The 17,009-nt window shown below is 62.9% G+C and carries 17 protein-coding genes and 1 riboswitch; of the genes, 10 read left to right on the forward strand and 7 right to left on the reverse strand.

From position 1 onward, the window contains the following. Positions 1-52: 52 nt before the first annotated feature. Positions 53-448, forward strand: coding sequence for a DUF1090 domain-containing protein (locus tag HU752_RS30490; protein WP_186686753.1), 396 nt, complete (start codon positions 53-55; stop codon positions 446-448). A 24-nt stretch (positions 449-472) separates the two neighbouring features. Here HU752_RS30490 and HU752_RS30495 read toward each other — a convergent pair whose 3' ends face one another. Beyond that, complete coding sequence (locus HU752_RS30495) at positions 473-922, reverse strand: c-type cytochrome (protein ID WP_186686751.1); 450 nt, start codon at positions 920-922, stop codon at positions 473-475. 146 nt (positions 923-1,068) lie between these two features. Between HU752_RS30495 and mltA the strand changes: the two genes are divergently transcribed. Continuing rightward, a complete protein-coding gene (gene mltA / locus HU752_RS30500) occupies positions 1,069-2,217 on the forward strand; it encodes a murein transglycosylase A (RefSeq protein ID WP_186686748.1) in 1,149 nt (382 codons plus the stop codon). Positions 2,218-2,355: 138 nt separating this feature from the next. Here the strand turns inward: mltA and HU752_RS30505 are convergent, their stop codons facing one another. From HU752_RS30505 to HU752_RS30515, 3 genes are all read right to left on the reverse strand, one after another. Then, positions 2,356-2,742, reverse strand: a complete 387-nt coding sequence (locus HU752_RS30505; protein ID WP_186686741.1) for an MAPEG family protein — start codon at positions 2,740-2,742, stop codon at positions 2,356-2,358. 164 nt (positions 2,743-2,906) lie between these two features. After that, positions 2,907-3,767: a formate/nitrite transporter family protein gene (locus HU752_RS30510; protein WP_186686740.1), complete on the reverse strand. Its 861-nt coding sequence runs from the start codon at positions 3,765-3,767 to the stop codon at positions 2,907-2,909. A gap of 73 nt (positions 3,768-3,840) precedes the next feature. After that, entirely contained in the window at positions 3,841-4,248 is a 408-nt protein-coding gene (locus HU752_RS30515) for an acyl-CoA thioesterase (RefSeq protein WP_054059721.1), read from the reverse strand. 196 nt (positions 4,249-4,444) lie between these two features. Next, positions 4,445-4,551, forward strand: a riboswitch (S-adenosyl-L-homocysteine riboswitch). 21 nt (positions 4,552-4,572) lie between these two features. Here HU752_RS30515 and ahcY point away from each other — a divergent pair. The 5 genes from ahcY (at position 4,573) to rhlE2 (ending at position 11,097) form a co-directional block, all read left to right on the forward strand. Further along, the gene (ahcY, locus tag HU752_RS30520; protein ID WP_186686739.1) at positions 4,573-5,982 is read left to right on the forward strand and encodes an adenosylhomocysteinase; all 1,410 of its coding nucleotides are present in this window, start codon (positions 4,573-4,575) and stop codon (positions 5,980-5,982) included. 120 nt (positions 5,983-6,102) lie between these two features. Further along, positions 6,103-6,948, forward strand: coding sequence for a methylenetetrahydrofolate reductase [NAD(P)H] (metF, locus tag HU752_RS30525; protein WP_186686737.1), 846 nt, complete (start codon positions 6,103-6,105; stop codon positions 6,946-6,948). An 81-nt stretch (positions 6,949-7,029) separates the two neighbouring features. After that, positions 7,030-8,106 carry a hypothetical protein gene (locus HU752_RS30530; protein ID WP_186686734.1) on the forward strand — a complete coding sequence of 359 codons (1,077 nt, stop codon included), beginning with the start codon at positions 7,030-7,032 and terminating at the stop codon, positions 8,104-8,106. Between the two features lie 69 nt (positions 8,107-8,175). Continuing rightward, the gene (locus HU752_RS30535) at positions 8,176-8,934 is read left to right on the forward strand and encodes a substrate-binding periplasmic protein (RefSeq protein WP_186686732.1); all 759 of its coding nucleotides are present in this window, start codon (positions 8,176-8,178) and stop codon (positions 8,932-8,934) included. A 306-nt stretch (positions 8,935-9,240) separates the two neighbouring features. After that, positions 9,241-11,097 (forward strand): RNA helicase RhlE2, encoded by a 1,857-nt coding sequence (gene rhlE2 / locus HU752_RS30540; protein WP_186686730.1) that lies wholly within the window; start codon positions 9,241-9,243, stop codon positions 11,095-11,097. A 105-nt stretch (positions 11,098-11,202) separates the two neighbouring features. On the opposite strand, the gene HU752_RS30545 is transcribed toward rhlE2, so the two are convergent. After that, positions 11,203-11,781 (reverse strand): YceI family protein, encoded by a 579-nt coding sequence (locus HU752_RS30545; protein ID WP_186686728.1) that lies wholly within the window; start codon positions 11,779-11,781, stop codon positions 11,203-11,205. A gap of 31 nt (positions 11,782-11,812) precedes the next feature. Then, positions 11,813-12,364: a cytochrome b gene (locus tag HU752_RS30550; protein ID WP_186686726.1), complete on the reverse strand. Its 552-nt coding sequence runs from the start codon at positions 12,362-12,364 to the stop codon at positions 11,813-11,815. 344 nt (positions 12,365-12,708) lie between these two features. Between HU752_RS30550 and HU752_RS30555 the strand changes: the two genes are divergently transcribed. Continuing rightward, positions 12,709-14,115: an adenosylmethionine--8-amino-7-oxononanoate transaminase gene (locus HU752_RS30555; protein WP_186686724.1), complete on the forward strand. Its 1,407-nt coding sequence runs from the start codon at positions 12,709-12,711 to the stop codon at positions 14,113-14,115. 188 nt (positions 14,116-14,303) lie between these two features. Continuing rightward, positions 14,304-15,023, forward strand: a complete 720-nt coding sequence (locus HU752_RS30560; protein WP_186686721.1) for a 16S rRNA (uracil(1498)-N(3))-methyltransferase — start codon at positions 14,304-14,306, stop codon at positions 15,021-15,023. Positions 15,024-15,038: 15 nt separating this feature from the next. Here HU752_RS30560 and trhA read toward each other — a convergent pair whose 3' ends face one another. Continuing rightward, the gene (trhA, locus tag HU752_RS30565) at positions 15,039-15,656 is read right to left on the reverse strand and encodes a PAQR family membrane homeostasis protein TrhA (protein WP_017902945.1); all 618 of its coding nucleotides are present in this window, start codon (positions 15,654-15,656) and stop codon (positions 15,039-15,041) included. A 214-nt stretch (positions 15,657-15,870) separates the two neighbouring features. Between trhA and HU752_RS30570 the strand changes: the two genes are divergently transcribed. Further along, positions 15,871-16,935: a TauD/TfdA family dioxygenase gene (locus tag HU752_RS30570; protein WP_186686718.1), complete on the forward strand. Its 1,065-nt coding sequence runs from the start codon at positions 15,871-15,873 to the stop codon at positions 16,933-16,935. Positions 16,936-17,009: the final 74 nt, after the last annotated feature.

The raw sequence follows: 17,009 nt of genomic DNA on the forward strand, positions 1-17,009 counted from the left end.
GGCTTTTATTTGTTCATTGTCACTTTTCAGTCTTTTCAGCACGGAGCCTTTCATGAAATTTCCCTCTTCACTGGTGCTTATCACCCTGTGCACCGTCATGGCCGCCCCGCTCCTGGCCGCCGAGGAACAACCCGAACTGACCGGCTGCGCCGCCAAGCGCCAGGCCATCAGCACCCAGCTCGACGTTGCCAGGAGCCAGGGCAACAGCGAACAGCAGGCCGGCCTGGAGAAGGCCCTGGACGAAGTCACCACCCACTGTACCGACGCCTCGCTGAAGAAAGAGCGAGAGAACAAGGTGCTCGACGCCAGACACGAAGTCAGCCGGCGCCAGGCCGATCTCGACAAGGCGATGAAGAAGGGCGACGCGGAGAAGATCAACAAGCGCAAGGACAAGCTGGCCGAGTCCCGCAAGGCGCTGCAGGAGGCCCTGGACGAGCTGGACAAGTAGCGCAGCCCGCCCCCTGTAGCCTACTCAGTGATCGCGAAACTCCTTATGGCAGGCATCACAGGCGTCCTCGACCCGCTCCACCGCCGGCCTGAGCAGGCTGGCCTGGTAGGGCTGGACCTTGCTGGCCACCAGCAGTTCGCCAGTGGCGCTCTCCAGCGAACGCGCCAGTTCCTGGAAACGCGCCTGCTTTTGCCAGACATCGGCCTTGGCGCTGGTATGCTCCGTTTCCTTGACTTGCGGGAAGTGTTTCCACGGCTCATGGGACAAGGTATCGAGCTTGATGGTCCCCTCGGCAAAACGCGGACCGTCGAACGGGATCCGGCCACGCAGCATGCCACCCAGATCCTCGCTGGTCTTGAGCATCTGCTTGAAAATGGCCTTGCGCTGGCCCAGTGGCGAGTTCGGATCGATACCGCCACAGGCGGCGAGGCTCAGGCCGGCCAGCAATACAACGAAAATTTTCTTGATAGTCATGATGGCATCAGGTCACGGGAGACGGCGGCCAGTATCCTCGCCTGAAGATCAAAGACCAATAGGCCAGGCCGCCAATACCCTCACTAAATGAATGGATTACCTGAACAATGACTGAACAGGTAGTCATCCAAGGAATATGCCGGTTCATGAACACCACCTATAAACGCCTGGGCTGGAGCCTGCTCGCCCTGGCCCTGCTCGCAGGCTGCAATGGCAAGGACAACCAGCCGCACGTGCCGGTGACCACCTACGTCAAGGCCGACTGGCAAGCCTTGCCGAACGTTTCCGACACCGACCTGCAGGCCGGCTTCGCCTCGTGGCGCAGCGCCTGCGCCCGCTTGAAGAACGATGCCATCTGGGCGACCACCTGCTCCGCTGCGAGCAACGTGCCCGCCACGCCCACGGCCATTCGTGCCTTCCTCCAGCAGAATCTTGAGGTCTATGGGCTGCGCTCGGCCCAGAACAGCGCCGATGGCTTGATCACCGGCTACTACGAACCGGTCTACCCCGGCAGCCTGGCCCGTACGGACAAGGCCACGGTGCCGGTCTACGGCGTACCGGACGACCTGATCATCGTCCAACTGGACAGCCTGTACCCGGAACTCAAGGGCAAGCGCCTGCGTGGGCGCCTGGAGGGCCGGGTCGTCAAACCCTATGACGACGCCGCGCTGATCGCCACCCAGGGCGTCAAGGCGCCGGTGCTGGCCTGGCTGACCGACCCGATGGACCTGCAGTTCCTGCAGATCCAGGGCTCGGGCCGAATTCGCCTGGACGACGGTCGGCAGGTACGGATCGGCTATGCCGACCAGAACGGCCATCCCTATCGCGCCATTGGCCGCTGGCTGGTGGATCAGGGCGAGTTGAAGAAGGAGGACGTGACCATGGGCACCATCGGTGCCTGGGCCAAGGCGCATCCGACGCGCATCCCGGAATTGCTGGGCAGCAATCCGAGCTACGTGTTCTTCGCCCGCAACCCCGACAGCAACGAAGGGCCGCGCGGCTCGCTGAACGTGCCGCTGACCGCCGGCTACAGCGTGGCGGTGGACCGCAAGGTGATTCCGCTGGGCAGCCTGCTGTGGCTGTCGACGACCCGCCCGGATGGCACGCCGCTGGTGCGGCCGGTGGCGGCGCAGGACACCGGCGGAGCGATTGCCGGTGAGGTCCGGGCGGACCTGTTCTGGGGTACCGGCGATGCCGCCGGGCAATTGGCAGGCGATATGAAGCAGAAGGGCAATATCTGGATGCTGTGGCCCAAGGGCATGGCGTTGCCGCAGGTACCGCAGACCGGTAGCTGATAGTTTCGCAAGGTTTGAGGGCGTATTCGCGGGCAGCCCCTGCTCCTGCAGTGATAGGCAAGGCACTGCCTGGCAGGAACAGGGCTTGCCCGCGAAAAGGCCCGCGCCGACAACACGCCCCGCTACCTGCGCAAAACCTCAGATCGATACGAAGAAGAAACTCGCGATCAACGCCATCCCCACCGCCCACACCAGCGAACGCAGCATCGCCCAGTCGGCCAGGTAGCAGATGATGTACAGCAGGCGGCTGGTGATGAAGAGCACCGCCAGTACGTTGATCGTCACCAGCGAGGCATGCCCCACCAGGTGCGCGATGATCACCGCCGCGGCAAAGGCCGGAGTCACCTCGAAACTGTTCAGTTGCGCCGAATGCGCCCGCTTGGCGAACCCATCGAGGGTTTCCAGGAAAGCCCGTGGGTCATGGTTCTGCCGGGGCCCGAACTTGCCGCCACTGAACTTGGCAATACCGGTGCACAGGTACGGCAGGAAGATCGCGATCAATACACACCAGAGTGCTGGAGTCATGACAAGGTCCTTGTTCTTGGAGTTTTATGAACATGCCGACCGGTCGAACCGGTCACGACGCCCACAACACTAGCGCATCCAGTGCGCAATGAGACAAAAACGTTCATATTCTGACAAGCGAATCCGGACCACGCACCAACTGGACACCCAGGAAGACCAACCAGTCATTTTCCGGGCGACTCCTGATCCTTTGGCGCCCCACTTTCACTGCGGATCTGCGCATGACTGATCAGGGCAAAGATGAAGCTGCCACCCATGATGTTGCCAGCCAGCGTCGGCCCGGCGAAATGCACCCAGAACTCACGCCATGACAGTTCCCCGGCGAATACCAGGTACGAGACCTCGGCCGATCCGGCCACGATATGGGTGAAATCCCCCAGCGCCATGAGGTAGGTGATCAGGATGATGATCCACATTTTCGCGCTTTCCATGGACGGGATCATCCAGACCATGGTGGCGATCATCCAGCCGGACACGATGCCCTTGGCGAACATCTGCGAGGGCTCGTGCTCCATGACCTTGCGGCCGATCTCCAGAAAGGCCAGGTCGGTCCTGCTGTCGAAAATCGGCAGGTGCAGCATCACATAGGCCACCAGCAACGTGCCGCAGAGATTGCCCGCCAGTACCACACCCCACAATCGCAGCAGGCGCCCGAGATTGCCCAGGGTCGGGTGGCTCATGAGCGGCAACACGGCTGTCAGGGTGTTTTCGGTGAACAGTTGCTGGCGCGCGAGTATCACGGCGAGGAAACCCGCGCAGTAACCAAAACTGGCGATCACCTTGAACCCCTCGCCGTCCGGCAGCCGGGAGTTGAGCAGCCCCATCGCCATCAGCGACAGGCCCATGGTCAGGCCGGCCGCCAGTGCCGACCAGCCCAGCGCGGCAACGCTGCGCTCAAGCTCCTGGTCGCCCTGCAGGCGGATGATTTCGTGCAGTACCGCCGCCCGTGGCGGCTGGTTGCGCGTGACGTCCTGGCGCTCTTCCGGCGACAGGTCGGGGGTCTTGCCGTGTTTTTGCGTATCCATCGAGCGCCTGAACCCTGGGTGTGCCTGAAAAGTGGGACACCACGGGTTCACAGCTGTTCCGTATCGTCGCGGGTCAGATCGGGCTGATCCCGTCTTCCTTGAACTGGTCCTTCACGTACTTGATCTCGGTCCGCCCGTGGGGCGCTGGCAGGCCGTCCTCGCCCAGGTTGACGAAGACCATCTTCTCCACCGTGAGGATGCTCTTGCGGGTGATCTTGTTGCGCACTTCGCAGGTCAGGGTGATCGAGGTACGACCGAACTCGGTGGCGGTGATACCCAGCTCGATGATGTCGCCCTGGCGCGAGGCGCTGACGAAGTTGATCTCGGAAATGTACTTGGTCACCACCCGCTGGTTGCCCAACTGGACGATGGCGTAGATAGCCGCTTCCTCGTCGATCCAGCGCAGCAGGCTGCCGCCGAACAGGGTGCCGTTGGGGTTGAGGTCCTCGGGTTTTACCCATTTGCGGGTGTGGAAATTCATGCTCGCTCCTGACCGTCTTGCCATTGATGCCCAGCATGATGGCAGACCGTACGGTCAAGCTCCATGAGCACTCGACTATGGTCGTCATGAGCATTCTTCATCGAACCGACAGAAACCCTTGGGAAGTCCACGACAGGCCGCTATACTCAGCCCCGTTCAAAACGGTCATCTTCCCTTGATACCGTTTTCCCGCCACCTGTCCGAGGGGCGCTGCAGCAGGTTCGACCTGTCAGGCTCGGATGGGGCGTTCTCCGGTCGTGATGATGCGCCCGGATACTAAACGCACAACGGCGCCCATTCGCACACTACGAATGGAGGCTCTTCATGAGCGCTGTCAACACGCCTGCCGATTTCACCGATTACAAAGTCGCCGACATGTCCCTGGCTGCCTGGGGCCGTCGCGAAATCATCATCGCCGAATCGGAAATGCCCGCCCTGATGGGTCTGCGCCGCAAGTACCTGGCCGAGCAACCGCTCAAGGGCGCCAAGATCCTGGGCTGCATCCACATGACCATCCAGACCGCCGTGCTGATCGAAACCCTGGTTGCCCTGGGTGCCGAAGTCCGCTGGTCGTCCTGCAACATTTTCTCCACCCAGGACCAGGCCGCTGCCGCCATCGCCGCTGCCGGCATCCCGGTCTTCGCCTGGAAAGGTGAAACCGAGCAGGAATACGAGTGGTGCCTGGAGCAGACCATCCTCAAGGATGGCGCGCCATGGGATACCAACATGATCCTGGACGACGGTGGCGACCTGACCGAGCTGCTGCACAAGAAATATGCAGCCGTGCTGGAAAAAGTCCACGGCGTCACCGAAGAAACCACCACCGGCGTACACCGCCTGCTGGACATGCTGGCCAAGGGCGAGCTGAAGATCCCGGCCATCAACGTCAACGACTCGGTCACCAAGAGCAAGAACGACAACAAGTACGGCTGCCGTCACAGCCTGAACGACGCGATCAAGCGTGGTACCGACCACCTGCTGTCCGGCAAGCAGGCCCTGGTGATCGGCTACGGTGACGTGGGCAAGGGTTCGGCCCAGTCCCTGCGTCAGGAAGGCATGATCGTCAAGGTCACCGAAGTCGACCCGATCTGCGCCATGCAGGCCTGCATGGACGGTTTCGAAGTGGTCTCGCCGTTCATCGGCGGTATCAACAACGGCACCGAAGCCAGCATCGACAAGGCCCTGCTGGGCAAGATCGACCTGATCGTCACCACCACCGGTAACGTCAACGTCTGCGATGCGAACATGCTCAAGGCCCTGAAGAAGCGCGCCGTAGTCTGCAACATCGGCCACTTCGACAACGAGATCGACACCGCCTTCATGCGCAAGAACTGGGCATGGGAAGAGGTCAAGCCACAGGTGCACAAGATCCACCGTACCGGCCACGGCGATTTCGATCCACAGAACGACGACTACCTGATCCTGCTGGCCGAAGGCCGCCTGGTGAACCTGGGCAACGCCACCGGTCACCCAAGCCGCATCATGGACGGCTCGTTCGCCAACCAGGTACTGGCACAGATCTTCCTGTTCGGCCAGAAGTACGCCGACCTGTCGCCAGCCCAGAAAGCCGAGCGCCTGACCGTTGAAGTACTGCCGAAGAAACTCGACGAAGAAGTGGCCCTGGAAATGGTCCGCGGCTTCGGCGGCGTAGTGACCCAACTGACCAAGACCCAGGCCGACTACATCGGCGTGAGCGTCGAAGGCCCGTTCAAGCCGCACGCCTACCGCTACTGATCGATCCGGCAGCCGCTCCCCCGGGAGCGGATCTGCCGCCTGGATCGCCATCAAGCGGATCGCCGCCCGGCCGGCCCCCGAGGGCCGGCTTTCGGTTTTCGAGTTTCCAAGGATCCGACCATGTCTCAAGATCGTCGCTACAGCTTCGAGTTCTTCCCGACCAAGACCGATGCTGGGCATGAAAAGCTGCTGGCCACTGCCCGTCAGTTGGCCAGCCATAATCCCGACTTCTTCTCCTGCACCTACGGTGCGGGTGGCTCGACCCGCGACCGCACGCTCAACACCGTGCTGCAGCTCGAGAGCGAAGTGAAGATTCCTTCCGCCCCGCACCTGTCCTGCGTGGGCGACAGCAAGGACGACCTGCGCGGCCTGCTGAATCAGTACAAGGACGCCGGCATCAAGCGTATCGTCGCCCTGCGCGGCGACCTGCCATCCGGCATGGGCATGGCCAGTGGCGAACTACGCCACGCCAATGACCTGGTCAGCTTCATCCGCGAAGAGACCGGCAGCCACTTCCACATCGAAGTCGCCGCCTACCCGGAAATGCACCCACAGGCGCGCAATTTCGAAGACGACATCCAGCACTTCGTGCGCAAGGCCAACGCCGGTGCCGACAGCGCGATCACCCAGTACTTCTTCAACGCCGACAGCTACTTCTATTTCGTCGACCGCGTTCGAGCGATGGGCGTGAACATCCCGATCGTGCCGGGCATCATGCCGATCACCAACTACAGCAAGCTGGCGCGTTTTTCCGACGCTTGCGGCGCAGAGATCCCACGCTGGATCCGCAAGCAGCTGGAAGCCTATGGCGATGACAGCCAGAGCATTCAGGCATTTGGCGAGCAGGTGGTCACCGAGATGTGCGAACGCCTGCTGCAAGGTGGCGCCCCGGGGCTGCATTTCTATACTCTGAACCTGGCCGAACCAAGCCTGGCGGTGTGGAACAACCTCAAGCTGCCACGTTGATCCGATCACGATTCAGAAAAGGCCTTGGAGACCCCAAGGCCTTTTTACTGTCCCAAATACTTCATGGAAGACCCAAGCCCGATGTCCAGCGCTCCCTCAACTAATACTCCACAACTGGTCTACCTGGTGTTCGGGGCCCACACCTATCACCAGGAGGCGATCTTCAGTATCTGCAGCGCGCTGGCAGGCCTCAGGGAGACACCCGGCGAGGCGCTCGACATCCAGGTGTTCACCGACGATCCACAACCTTATCGGCAGTTGCCGATACATGTCCATCTTCTGGATGCCGCCACTCGCGCGCAGTGGAGCGCCCCCCACGGCTACCACTTCCGCACCAAGCACGTCCTGCTACGCAAGGTGCTGGAGCAGCATGAACAGGCTCTGCTGATCGACACCGATACCTTCTTTCATGTCTCACCGCTGGAACTGTTTCGCCGGGTCCAGCCCGGTGTATTGCTGTGCAACGCATTCGGTCTGCACTATGGCGCCAACAGGGAATCAGGCCTGTACCAGGCACTGGCACCGCTGTTACTGGAAAGAAGCCTCGCCGACGACCAGATGCCCCTGCTCAACTCCGGTGTGATTGGCCTGATGCGCAGCGACGCTGAAGTGCTCGACCAGTCGATCCAGCTGATGGATGAACTGTTCCCACAGGCCAATGGCGCCTATACCCTTGAGGAGTTCTGCTTGTCGGTGGCGGCCTACCGCAACCGTGAAGTACGCGAGTGTCCCGACCTGATTCACCATTACTGGAGCCGCAAGCAGCTGTTCCGGGCGAAAATCCAGGCCTGGCTGAAAAAACATGGGGACGCTCCTACCAGTCAGGCAGCACTGGACGATACGGCCCTGGTGACGGCAACCCTGCCTCGCCCCCCCGCCCTGCAACGCATGGCCTACAAGCTGGTAACGCTGGCGCTGCCAAGAAATCAACGTCAGTTCATGCGTGAGATCCTGTACGGTTGCTACCGGCACACCAACGAATTCGACCAGGCCTGCTCGCCGGTCTGGTGGGACAAGGCCCGTGAAAACGCCCAGAGTCGCCAAAAGGAACACCTCGATGCTCACCAGTTGGAACACTGGTTCAACCATCCGATAATCCGCCTGGTATTGGGAACGCGACGTGACGCCATCTACCAGCACCTGATCCGGAAAACCTGAGTATTTTCCCGGGCCAGAGCGCTCACAAGGCTCTGGCTATTTCCCGCGTCCCCATCGTACTCTCTGGCAATGCCCGTCATTGCCCAGCTTCTGACCGCTATTCTCCTCGCCTGCCTGAGCCTGACGGCCCGGGGCGAGCGACTACGCATCGTCACCGAGCCCTGGGCACCCTATGTCTATGAGGAAAACGGGCAGGCCAAGGGACTGGACTACGAGACCACGGCGATCGTCTTCCAGCGCCTGGGCATCGAGGTGGAATGGCAGTTCCTGCCCTGGAAACGCTGCCTGGCGATGCTGGAACAGGGCCAGGCCGACGGGGCCCTGGACATCTTTCACAGCAGCAAGCGCGACGACAACCTGCTGTACCCCGGCGAACCCCTGTCCGAAGTGGAGTTCGTGCTCTTCTATGCCAAGGCGCATCCGCACCCGTTCAACAGCCTGGATGACCTCAGGGGACTGACCATCGGCGTCTCTCCCGGCTACCTGTACAGCCCGGAGTTCAACGAGTCACGCCTGTTCAAGCGCGAACCGGCGCCCAGCCACGAGTCCAACTTCGGCAAGCTGGCGCTGGGCCGCGTCGACCTGGTGATCACCGACCGCCGCGTCGGCCAGCATGTGCTCCAGGCGTTGAACCTGCAGGATCAGATCGTACAGGCCCCGACCGTGATCAGCCGCAACCAGCAATACCTGGCCCTGCGCCGCAACGCCGGCATGGACCTGCTGATGCAACGCTTCAATGCCGAACTCAAGCGTTTCAAGCGCGAACCGGCCTATGCCGAGCTCAACGCCCGCTACACCGGCGTCGCCGTGTCCCGAAAAAAGCAGTGAACCGTTGAGCAGCAGGAAAGCAGCACAGGCCGATTGCTCTGTTATACTCCGGCGTTCCCGCCAGGCTTACGCCCGGACGCTCGACCTTGCATCAGGTATTCCGACACAGTGACCTGCGCCGCCCAAGAGCCAGCGCGCGCCGTGCGTAGAGCCTCAAGATCCAGCATTACCGGACGGGATTGCGTCCTTCAGGAGCGAATGAAAAACCGCCGCACACGCTGCCGGCCGTCTTCGTTCAGCCCCCAGACGCCATTCACGCCAGGCAAGATTCCCATCGGGCTTTGCCCTAACTGAACAGGATTACTCATGTCCTTTGCTTCCCTCGGTCTCTCCGAGGCTTTGGTCGGCGCCATCGAGGCTGCCGGCTATACCGAGCCTACTCCGGTGCAACAGCGGGCCATTCCCGCCGTGTTGCAAGGTCGCGACCTGATGGTTGCGGCACAGACAGGTACTGGTAAAACCGGCGGTTTCGCCCTCCCGATTCTGGAGCGGTTGTTCCCCAACGGTCACCCGGACAAATCCCAGCGTCACGGCCCGCGCCAACCACGCGTTCTGGTCCTGACCCCGACCCGCGAACTGGCCGCCCAGGTGCACGACAGCTTCAAGCTCTATGCCCGCGACCTGAAGTTCGTCAGCGCCTGCATCTTCGGCGGTGTCGGCATGAACCCGCAGATCCAGGCCATGGCCCGTGGCGTCGACGTGCTCGTCGCTTGCCCGGGACGCCTGCTGGACCTGGCCGGACAAGGCAGCGTCGACCTCTCCCACGTGGAAATCCTCGTGCTGGACGAAGCCGACCGCATGCTCGACATGGGCTTCGTCCATGATGTGAAGAAAGTCCTCGCACGGCTGCCGGCCAAGCGGCAGAACCTGCTGTTCTCGGCGACCTTCTCCAAGGACATCACGGACCTGGCCAGCAAGCTGCTGCACAACCCGGAGCGCATCGAGGTCACGCCGCCGAACACCACGGTCGAGCGTATCGAGCAGCGTGTGTTCCGCCTGGCGGCCAGCCACAAGCGTGCCCTGCTGGCCCACCTGATCACCACTGGCGCCTGGGAACAGGTGCTGGTGTTCACCCGCACCAAGCACGGCGCCAACCGCCTGGCCGAGTACCTGGACAAGCACGGCCTGAGCGCTGCGGCGATCCACGGCAACAAGAGCCAGAACGCCCGCACCAAGGCCCTGGCCGACTTCAAGGCCGGCGAAATCCGTATCCTGGTCGCCACCGATATCGCGGCCCGCGGCCTGGACATCGACCAACTGCCGCACGTGGTCAACTTCGAACTGCCGAACGTCGATGAAGACTACGTGCACCGTATCGGCCGTACCGGCCGTGCCGGTCGTTCGGGCGAGGCGATCTCCCTGGTTGCCCCGGACGAAGAGAAGCTGCTGAAAAGCATCGAGCGCATGACCAGGCAGAAGATCGCCGACGGCGACCTGATGGGCTTCGATGCCAGCGCCGTGGAAGCGGAAAAACCGGAAGTGCGCGAGCGTCCGGAAGGCCGCAACCCGCGCAACGCCCGCGCCCCTCGTGGCGAGAACGCCAACGGCGGCGGTGGTGGCAGCGGCCGCAAGGACAAGGGCAAGGACAAGGGCGGCAAGGAAAAGTCGGCGAACAGTGGTCGCGGCGAGCGTCCGGCCCGCGAGCAGAAACCTCGCGAGCAGCAGCCCCAGCAGCGCCAGATCCCGCGCCCGGCGCCGGATCGTGACCCGGAAGAGTTCCTCGATGATGACGTGGACAACTTCGGTAACCGTGTCGACTACGTACCCCAGGCCGCCAAGCCACAGGGCCGTGGGCGTCGTCCTGGCGGTGGCGGACAAGGCGCAGCCCGTGGCGGTGCCACCCAGGGCCAGGGCCGGCAGGGTGGTCAGCGTGGCAGCAATGGTGCAGGCGCCAGCGCTGGCTCTGGCGCGCCGAAACGCAATGGTCGCAACGGCGCAGCGCGTGATGGCCAGCCGCGTCGTGATGACTCGCGCAGCCGTCGCCCGGCCCGGGACGACCAGTCGTTCCGCCAGGAGCCGGCCGTGAAGAGCCCGCGGGAAAACCAGCCGAAGATCATGCACAAGGAGTCGAAGATCGATCGCTCCCTGACGCCTGAGCAGTTGGACCAGTTGCCGAACCGCCCACGCGGCGAGAAACCGGCGTTGCTGACCCGCAACCGCTGAGTTTCCCCCGGCCATGAAAAACGCCCCCGACTCGCGAGAGCCGGGGGCGTTTTTCATGGAGCCTGGCTTGCGGGTGACGGGGCACCAGCCAACCGCTTCCTTCAGTTACTTGGCTTTCACGCCTTCGAACGAAACGTCCAGGTCCAGGGTCTGGGAGGACGGACCTGGGCCCTTGATGCCGAAGTCGTTCAGGTTCAGGGTGGTGGTACCGTTGAAGCCGGCACGCTCGCCGCCCCACGGGTCCTTGCCCTCACCGTTGAAGGTCGCCTTGAAGGTGACCGGCTTGGTCACGCCGTGCAGGGTCAGGTCACCGGTCACGTCAGCCGTTTTCTCGCCAGTGGACTTGACGCTGGTGGAGACGAACTTGGCTTCCGGGTACTTGGCAACGTCCAGGAAGTCCTTGCTGGAGATGTGCTTGTCACGCTCGGCGTGGTTGGAGAACACGCTGGCGGTTTTCAGGTCGACTTCGATCTTGCTCGCTTCAGGCGCCTTGGCGTCGAAGCTGAACTTGCCGCTCCAGTCCTTGAAGGTACCGTGGATGAAGCTGTAGCCCAGGTGGCTGACTTTCCAGTCGACGAAGGCGTGCTGGCCTTCCTTGTCGATCACGTAGTCAGCGGCCATCGCCTGACCGGCAGTGAACAGTGCGGTACCGATTGCCAGGGCGGCGAGAGTCTTTTTCAACATGCTTCTATTCCTTTTGAGTCGAGGTTGAACATCAGGCTTTGCGACCCAGCATGCGGGTCAGCGTCGCATCACGATCGATGAAGTGGTGTTTCAGCGCAGCCAGGCCGTGGAGTACCGCAAAGATCACCACGGTCCAGGCCAGGTACAGGTGCACCGTACCCGCCACATCCGCCTGGTCGGGGATGCTGGAAATCCAGGCGGGCACGTCGAACAGATTGAACACCGGAATCCCGACACCTTCTGCGGTGGAAATCAGGTACCCGGAGAACATCAGGGCGAAAAGGCCCAGATAGAGGAACGCATGGCCGAACTTCGCGCCCAGGCGGGTCAGGCGGCCATGATTGGACGGTGCGGGCGGCGGCGGGCTGATGAAACGCCAGACCAACCGTACGACCATCACCGCGAACAGGGTCAAGCCGATACTTTTATGCAGGTCCGGAGCGGCCTTGCGGTACTCGCTGTAGTAGTCGAGACCGACCATCCACAAGCCCAGCGCGAAAAGACCGAAGACCACCAAAGCCACGCCCCAATGCAGGAACATGCTGACTGCGCCGTAGCGCGAGGGAGAGTTACGTAGCTGCATGGCCGAAGAGATCCTGTAAGTACTGCGCCCAAGACTAATGATTTACCTATCGAATTAAAGCGAAAAATTTCGCTTTGAAATATCGAGAAATACGATCATAAGTCTGGAACGAGCGGGTTAAGAAAATATTAAGGTCGCCGCCTATACAGAACACGCCGGCACGCGACTTTATTCGGCGCGCCGGGAGATAATCGCCACCCATGCTGCAAGCCATGTCGCCCGGGCGTTTCAGCCGTTAAGGAGTCCCGGGATGCCCTCTGCGGGTTGTCCCGCCGCCCCGCATTGCATAGGCTTGCGCGATTGTTGGCCCGCGCCTGTCGCGAGGCGCCCGTGGGAGATTGGAAATGAGCCTGAACAACCAGTGGATGCAACGCGACCTCGCGGTGCTGTGGCATCCCTGCACCCAGATGAAAGATCACGAGCAACTGCCGATGATCCCCATCAAGCGCGGCGAAGGCGTGTGGCTGGAGGATTTCGACGGCAGGCGCTATCTCGATGCCGTCAGTTCCTGGTGGGTCAACGTGTTCGGCCACTGCAACCCGCGCATCAGCCAGCGCATCAAGGACCAGGTCGACCAGCTGGAGCACGTGATCCTCGCCGGTTTCAGCCACCAGCCGGTGATCGAGCTGTCCGAGCGTCTGGTGAAGCTGACGCCCGAGGGCCTGACCCGGTGCTTCTACGCCGACAACGGCTCGTCCTGCATCGAAGTCGCACTGAAGATGAGCTTCCACTACTGGCTCAACCGGGGCCAGCCGCAGAAGAAACGCTACATCACCCTGACCAACAGCTACCACGGCGAAACCGTGGCGGCGATGTCGGTCGGCGACGTGCCGCTGTTCACCGAGACCTACAAGGCGCTGTTGCTGGACACCATCAAGGTGCCGAGCCCGGACTGCTACCTGCGTCCGCAGGGCATGAGCTGGGAAGAGCATTCGCGCAACATGTTCCAGGTCATGGAACAGACCCTGGCGGACAACCACCAGAGCGTCGCCGCGGTGATCGTCGAACCGCTGATCCAGGGTGCTGGCGGCATGCGCATGTACCATCCGGTCTACCTCAAGCTGCTGCGCGAGGCCTGCGACCGCTACGGCGTGCACCTGATCCACGATGAAATCGCCGTGGGCTTCGGCCGCACCGGAACGATGTTCGCCTGCGAGCAGGCCGGTATCCGTCCGGACTTCCTCTGCCTGTCCAAGGCCCTCACCGGCGGCTACCTGCCCCTGGCGGCGTGCCTGACCACCGACGAGGTGTACGACGCGTTCTACGACGACTATCCGACCCTGCGTGCCTTCCTGCACTCGCACAGCTACACCGGCAACCCGCTGGCCTGCGCCGCGGCGCTGGCAACCCTGGATATCTTCGAGCAGGACAACGTCATCGAAAACAACCAGGCCCTGGCCCAGCGCATGGCCAGTTCCACCGCCCACCTGGTCGATCACCCGAACGTCGCCGAAGTCCGCCAGACCGGCATGGCCCTGGCGATCGAGATGGTCCAGGACAAGGCGAGCAAGACCGCCTACCCCTGGCAGGAGCGCCGTGGCCTCAAGGTGTTCCAGCACGCCCTGGAGCGCGGCGCCCTGCTCCGCCCGCTGGGCAACGTGGTGTACTTCCTGCCGCCCTACGTGATCACCCCGGAGCAGATCGACTTCCTCGCCGAAGTGGCCAGCGAGGGGATCGATATCGCTACCCGCAGCACGATCAGCGTGGCGGTGCCGGAGAATTTCCACCCGGATTTCCGCGATCCGGGCTAGGATGCCAGCCCCAGGCAGGCGGCTCCAGGGCGACCCCTTTCGCGGCGGTGCGGCGTCCCGACAAGCCACGCTCCTACTATGCGGTGTCGTAAACGGCTTTGGTATACGACGCTAATCTGCAGGAGCGTGGCTTGCCCGCAAATGGGCCGGCCCAGGCTACACATCATTCCGATATTCAGAGATCCACCATGAGACTGTCCCGCTTCTTCATCGACGCCCCGCTGAGCCTCGGCGAACACGCACTGCCGGAAGCCCAGGCCCACTACATCGGCCGCGTGCTGCGCATGGCCGAGGGCGACGCGCTGCAGGTGTTCGACGGCTCGGGCAACGAATTCCTCGGCACCCTGCTGGAAGTCGGCAAGAAGCACGTACGCGTGCAACTGACCGAAAGCTTCGCCGGCCAGCCGGACTCGCCGCTGCACATCCACCTCGGCCAGGGACTGTCCCGTGGCGAACGGATGGACTGGGCGATCCAGAAAGCCACCGAGCTGGGCGTGAGCGAAATCACCCCGATCGTCAGCGAACGCTGCGAAGTCCGGCTCAAGGACGAGCGGGCCGACAAGCGCCTGGCCCACTGGCGGCAGATCGCGATCAGTGCCTGCGAGCAGTGTGGCCGCTCGACCCTGCCGGTGATCCATCCGCCGTTGTCGCTGGGCGAGTGGCTCAAGCAGGCCGACGCCGAGTTGAAGCTGGTGCTGCACCCGGTGGCCGAACCCCTGACCAGCCACCCGAAACCGGCCAGCCTGGCGTTCCTGATCGGTCCGGAGGGCGGCCTGTCCGACGCCGAAGTCGAACAGGCGGCCAAGGCCGGCTACCTGCCAGCCCGCCTCGGTCCGCGCGTGCTGCGCACCGAGACCGCGCCGGTCGTGGCCCTGGCGGTGGCCCAACAGCTGTGGGGCGACTTCTGATCCTTTGCCGGGGTCTCAGATCACGTACCAGAAGATCGCCACGAAGTGCAGCGCGCTGCCGGCGATCACGAACAGGTGCCAGATCCCGTGGGAGTGCCGCAGGCGGTGGTCCAGGGCAAAGAAGATGATGCCCAGGGTGTACAACGCGCCACCCGTGGCCAGCCAGATGAAACCGGCCATGCCCAGTGCCGCCAGCAACGGCTTGATCGCCACCAGCACGATCCAGCCCATCACCGCGTAGATCACGATCGACAGGATCCGCGCCTCCGAGCGCGGCTTGATCTCCTGCAGCATGCCGATCACCGCCAGCCCCCAGACGATACCGAACAGGGTCCAGCCCCACGGCCCGCGCAGGGTGACCAGGCAGAACGGCGTGTAGCTGCCGGCGATCAGCAGGTAGATCGACAGGTGATCGACCTTCTGCATGATCACCTTCGCCCGCCCGCGCACGCTGTGGTACACGGTCGAGACACTGTAGAGGGTCATCAGCGTGACCCCGTAGATCGCCACGCTGACAATCTTCCACGGGCTGCCATCCAGGCTCGCCATCACCAACAGCCAGATCGCGCCGATGCTCGCCAGTACCGCACCGACCAGATGGGTCCAGGCGTTGAGTCGTTCCCCGTGATACATGTACTGCCCACCTCCCTTCTCCAGGACACTTCATCAGGTTCGGTCGTGGCAACCTGCAACGCAATGCCCAGCGCGCCCACCCGATGTCCCATACAGTCGCTTCCTACCTTCGAATAAGAAACAGGCTTCCGGATTTCGCTCCATAGATTAAAAAAAAACCACCCCACGATACAGAAAATGGCAGTCCCGATACTTCATTCCACGGGAGCCCGCCATGACCCGCATCGCCCAGGCCTGGAACCGCGACAAGCTCATAGAGCGTTCGCTTTCCTGGATCCACCGGCTCGACCGCGCCCAGGTCATCGAGATCGACTGCGCCCTCAAGCATGCGCAGCGCCGGGGCCTGCCGCCACTGGAAATGACGCCGCGGGACTTCCCCCTGCCCACGGTCCAGCCCCTGCTGCAACGGGCTGTCCTCGAGTCCGAGCAGGGACTCGGGGTATACCTGATCACCGGTTTTCCCGTGCTCGACAAGACGCCCGAACAGGCCCGCCTGCTGGCCTGGGGCATCGGCCTGCACCTGGGTGTCCCGTTGGTACAGAATCATGCAGGCGAGTTACTGGTTGATGTCCGCGACCAGCAGCAACCGCAGCCCTCGCCCCACCGCAGCCATGTCACCAGCCGTTCCATGGAGTTCCATACCGACGCCTGCGACCTGACCACCCTGCTCTGCCTGCGCCAGGCCGCCCGCGGCGGACTGTTCCGGCTGGCCAGCCTGCGTGCCGTGCATGATCGCCTGATGCGCGAGAACCCACGGCTGTGCCAGGCGCTCTACCAGCCACTGGCGTTCCATGACCCGACACACGACGTGGCCGGCACCCGGCGCTTTTTCCTTTGCCCGGTCTTCGCCCTGGAGCGGGATACCTTCGCCAGCCGTTTCTATCGCCAGCGCAACCTGGACTGCGAGCGCCTGCCCGGGGCCCCGCGCCTGAGCAACATCGCCCGCGCCGCGCTGAACGCGGTACACAGCACCGCCTGCCTGCCAGACATGTGCCTGGAACTGGAGCTGTTGCCCGGCGACCTGCAGTTTCTCAACAACCACCTGGTCTGCCACGCCCGTACCCGCTTCACCGACAGCACGCAGCCGGGACACCAGCGCCACCTGCTGCGCCAATGGCACGCGACGGCCTGCAGCCGTCCGCTGCCCGACAGCTTCCTGCCGGCCTACGGTGATGTCAGGGCCCGCACGCTGCGCGGCGGCTACCAGGGTTGGCCGTGCGATGAAGCGCTGCTGGCCTTTCAACGACGCCTCGCGATGCTCAACGGCCTGCTCGACTGAACGTCGGTCGTGGCAAAAAGCGCCAGCCAATTTCCCGGGACTTGGGCACAATCGGAACATTCGAAAAAGAGTCC

Source organism: Pseudomonas vanderleydeniana (assembly GCF_014268755.2).
Classification (GTDB): domain Bacteria; phylum Pseudomonadota; class Gammaproteobacteria; order Pseudomonadales; family Pseudomonadaceae; genus Aquipseudomonas; species Aquipseudomonas vanderleydeniana.

What these genes read in the sequence shown, in the direction of transcription:
- mltA (WP_186686748.1), top strand. Translation starts at nt 1,069, where the DNA reads ATGAACACCACCTATAAACGCCTGGGCTGGAGCCTGCTCGCCCTGGCC.
- HU752_RS30490 (WP_186686753.1), top strand. Translation starts at nt 53, where the DNA reads ATGAAATTTCCCTCTTCACTGGTGCTTATCACCCTGTGCACCGTCATG.
- HU752_RS30550 (WP_186686726.1), bottom strand. Translation starts at nt 12,364, where the DNA reads ATGCAGCTACGTAACTCTCCCTCGCGCTACGGCGCAGTCAGCATGTTC.
- HU752_RS30545 (WP_186686728.1), bottom strand. Translation starts at nt 11,781, where the DNA reads ATGTTGAAAAAGACTCTCGCCGCCCTGGCAATCGGTACCGCACTGTTC.
- HU752_RS30560 (WP_186686721.1), top strand. Translation starts at nt 14,304, where the DNA reads ATGAGACTGTCCCGCTTCTTCATCGACGCCCCGCTGAGCCTCGGCGAA.
- HU752_RS30510 (WP_186686740.1), bottom strand. Translation starts at nt 3,767, where the DNA reads ATGGATACGCAAAAACACGGCAAGACCCCCGACCTGTCGCCGGAAGAG.
- HU752_RS30515 (WP_054059721.1), bottom strand. Translation starts at nt 4,248, where the DNA reads ATGAATTTCCACACCCGCAAATGGGTAAAACCCGAGGACCTCAACCCC.
- HU752_RS30495 (WP_186686751.1), bottom strand. Translation starts at nt 922, where the DNA reads ATGACTATCAAGAAAATTTTCGTTGTATTGCTGGCCGGCCTGAGCCTC.
- HU752_RS30530 (WP_186686734.1), top strand. Translation starts at nt 7,030, where the DNA reads ATGTCCAGCGCTCCCTCAACTAATACTCCACAACTGGTCTACCTGGTG.
- trhA (WP_017902945.1), bottom strand. Translation starts at nt 15,656, where the DNA reads ATGTATCACGGGGAACGACTCAACGCCTGGACCCATCTGGTCGGTGCG.
- ahcY (WP_186686739.1), top strand. Translation starts at nt 4,573, where the DNA reads ATGAGCGCTGTCAACACGCCTGCCGATTTCACCGATTACAAAGTCGCC.
- HU752_RS30570 (WP_186686718.1), top strand. Translation starts at nt 15,871, where the DNA reads ATGACCCGCATCGCCCAGGCCTGGAACCGCGACAAGCTCATAGAGCGT.
- metF (WP_186686737.1), top strand. Translation starts at nt 6,103, where the DNA reads ATGTCTCAAGATCGTCGCTACAGCTTCGAGTTCTTCCCGACCAAGACC.
- HU752_RS30505 (WP_186686741.1), bottom strand. Translation starts at nt 2,742, where the DNA reads ATGACTCCAGCACTCTGGTGTGTATTGATCGCGATCTTCCTGCCGTAC.
- rhlE2 (WP_186686730.1), top strand. Translation starts at nt 9,241, where the DNA reads ATGTCCTTTGCTTCCCTCGGTCTCTCCGAGGCTTTGGTCGGCGCCATC.
- HU752_RS30555 (WP_186686724.1), top strand. Translation starts at nt 12,709, where the DNA reads ATGAGCCTGAACAACCAGTGGATGCAACGCGACCTCGCGGTGCTGTGG.
- HU752_RS30535 (WP_186686732.1), top strand. Translation starts at nt 8,176, where the DNA reads ATGCCCGTCATTGCCCAGCTTCTGACCGCTATTCTCCTCGCCTGCCTG.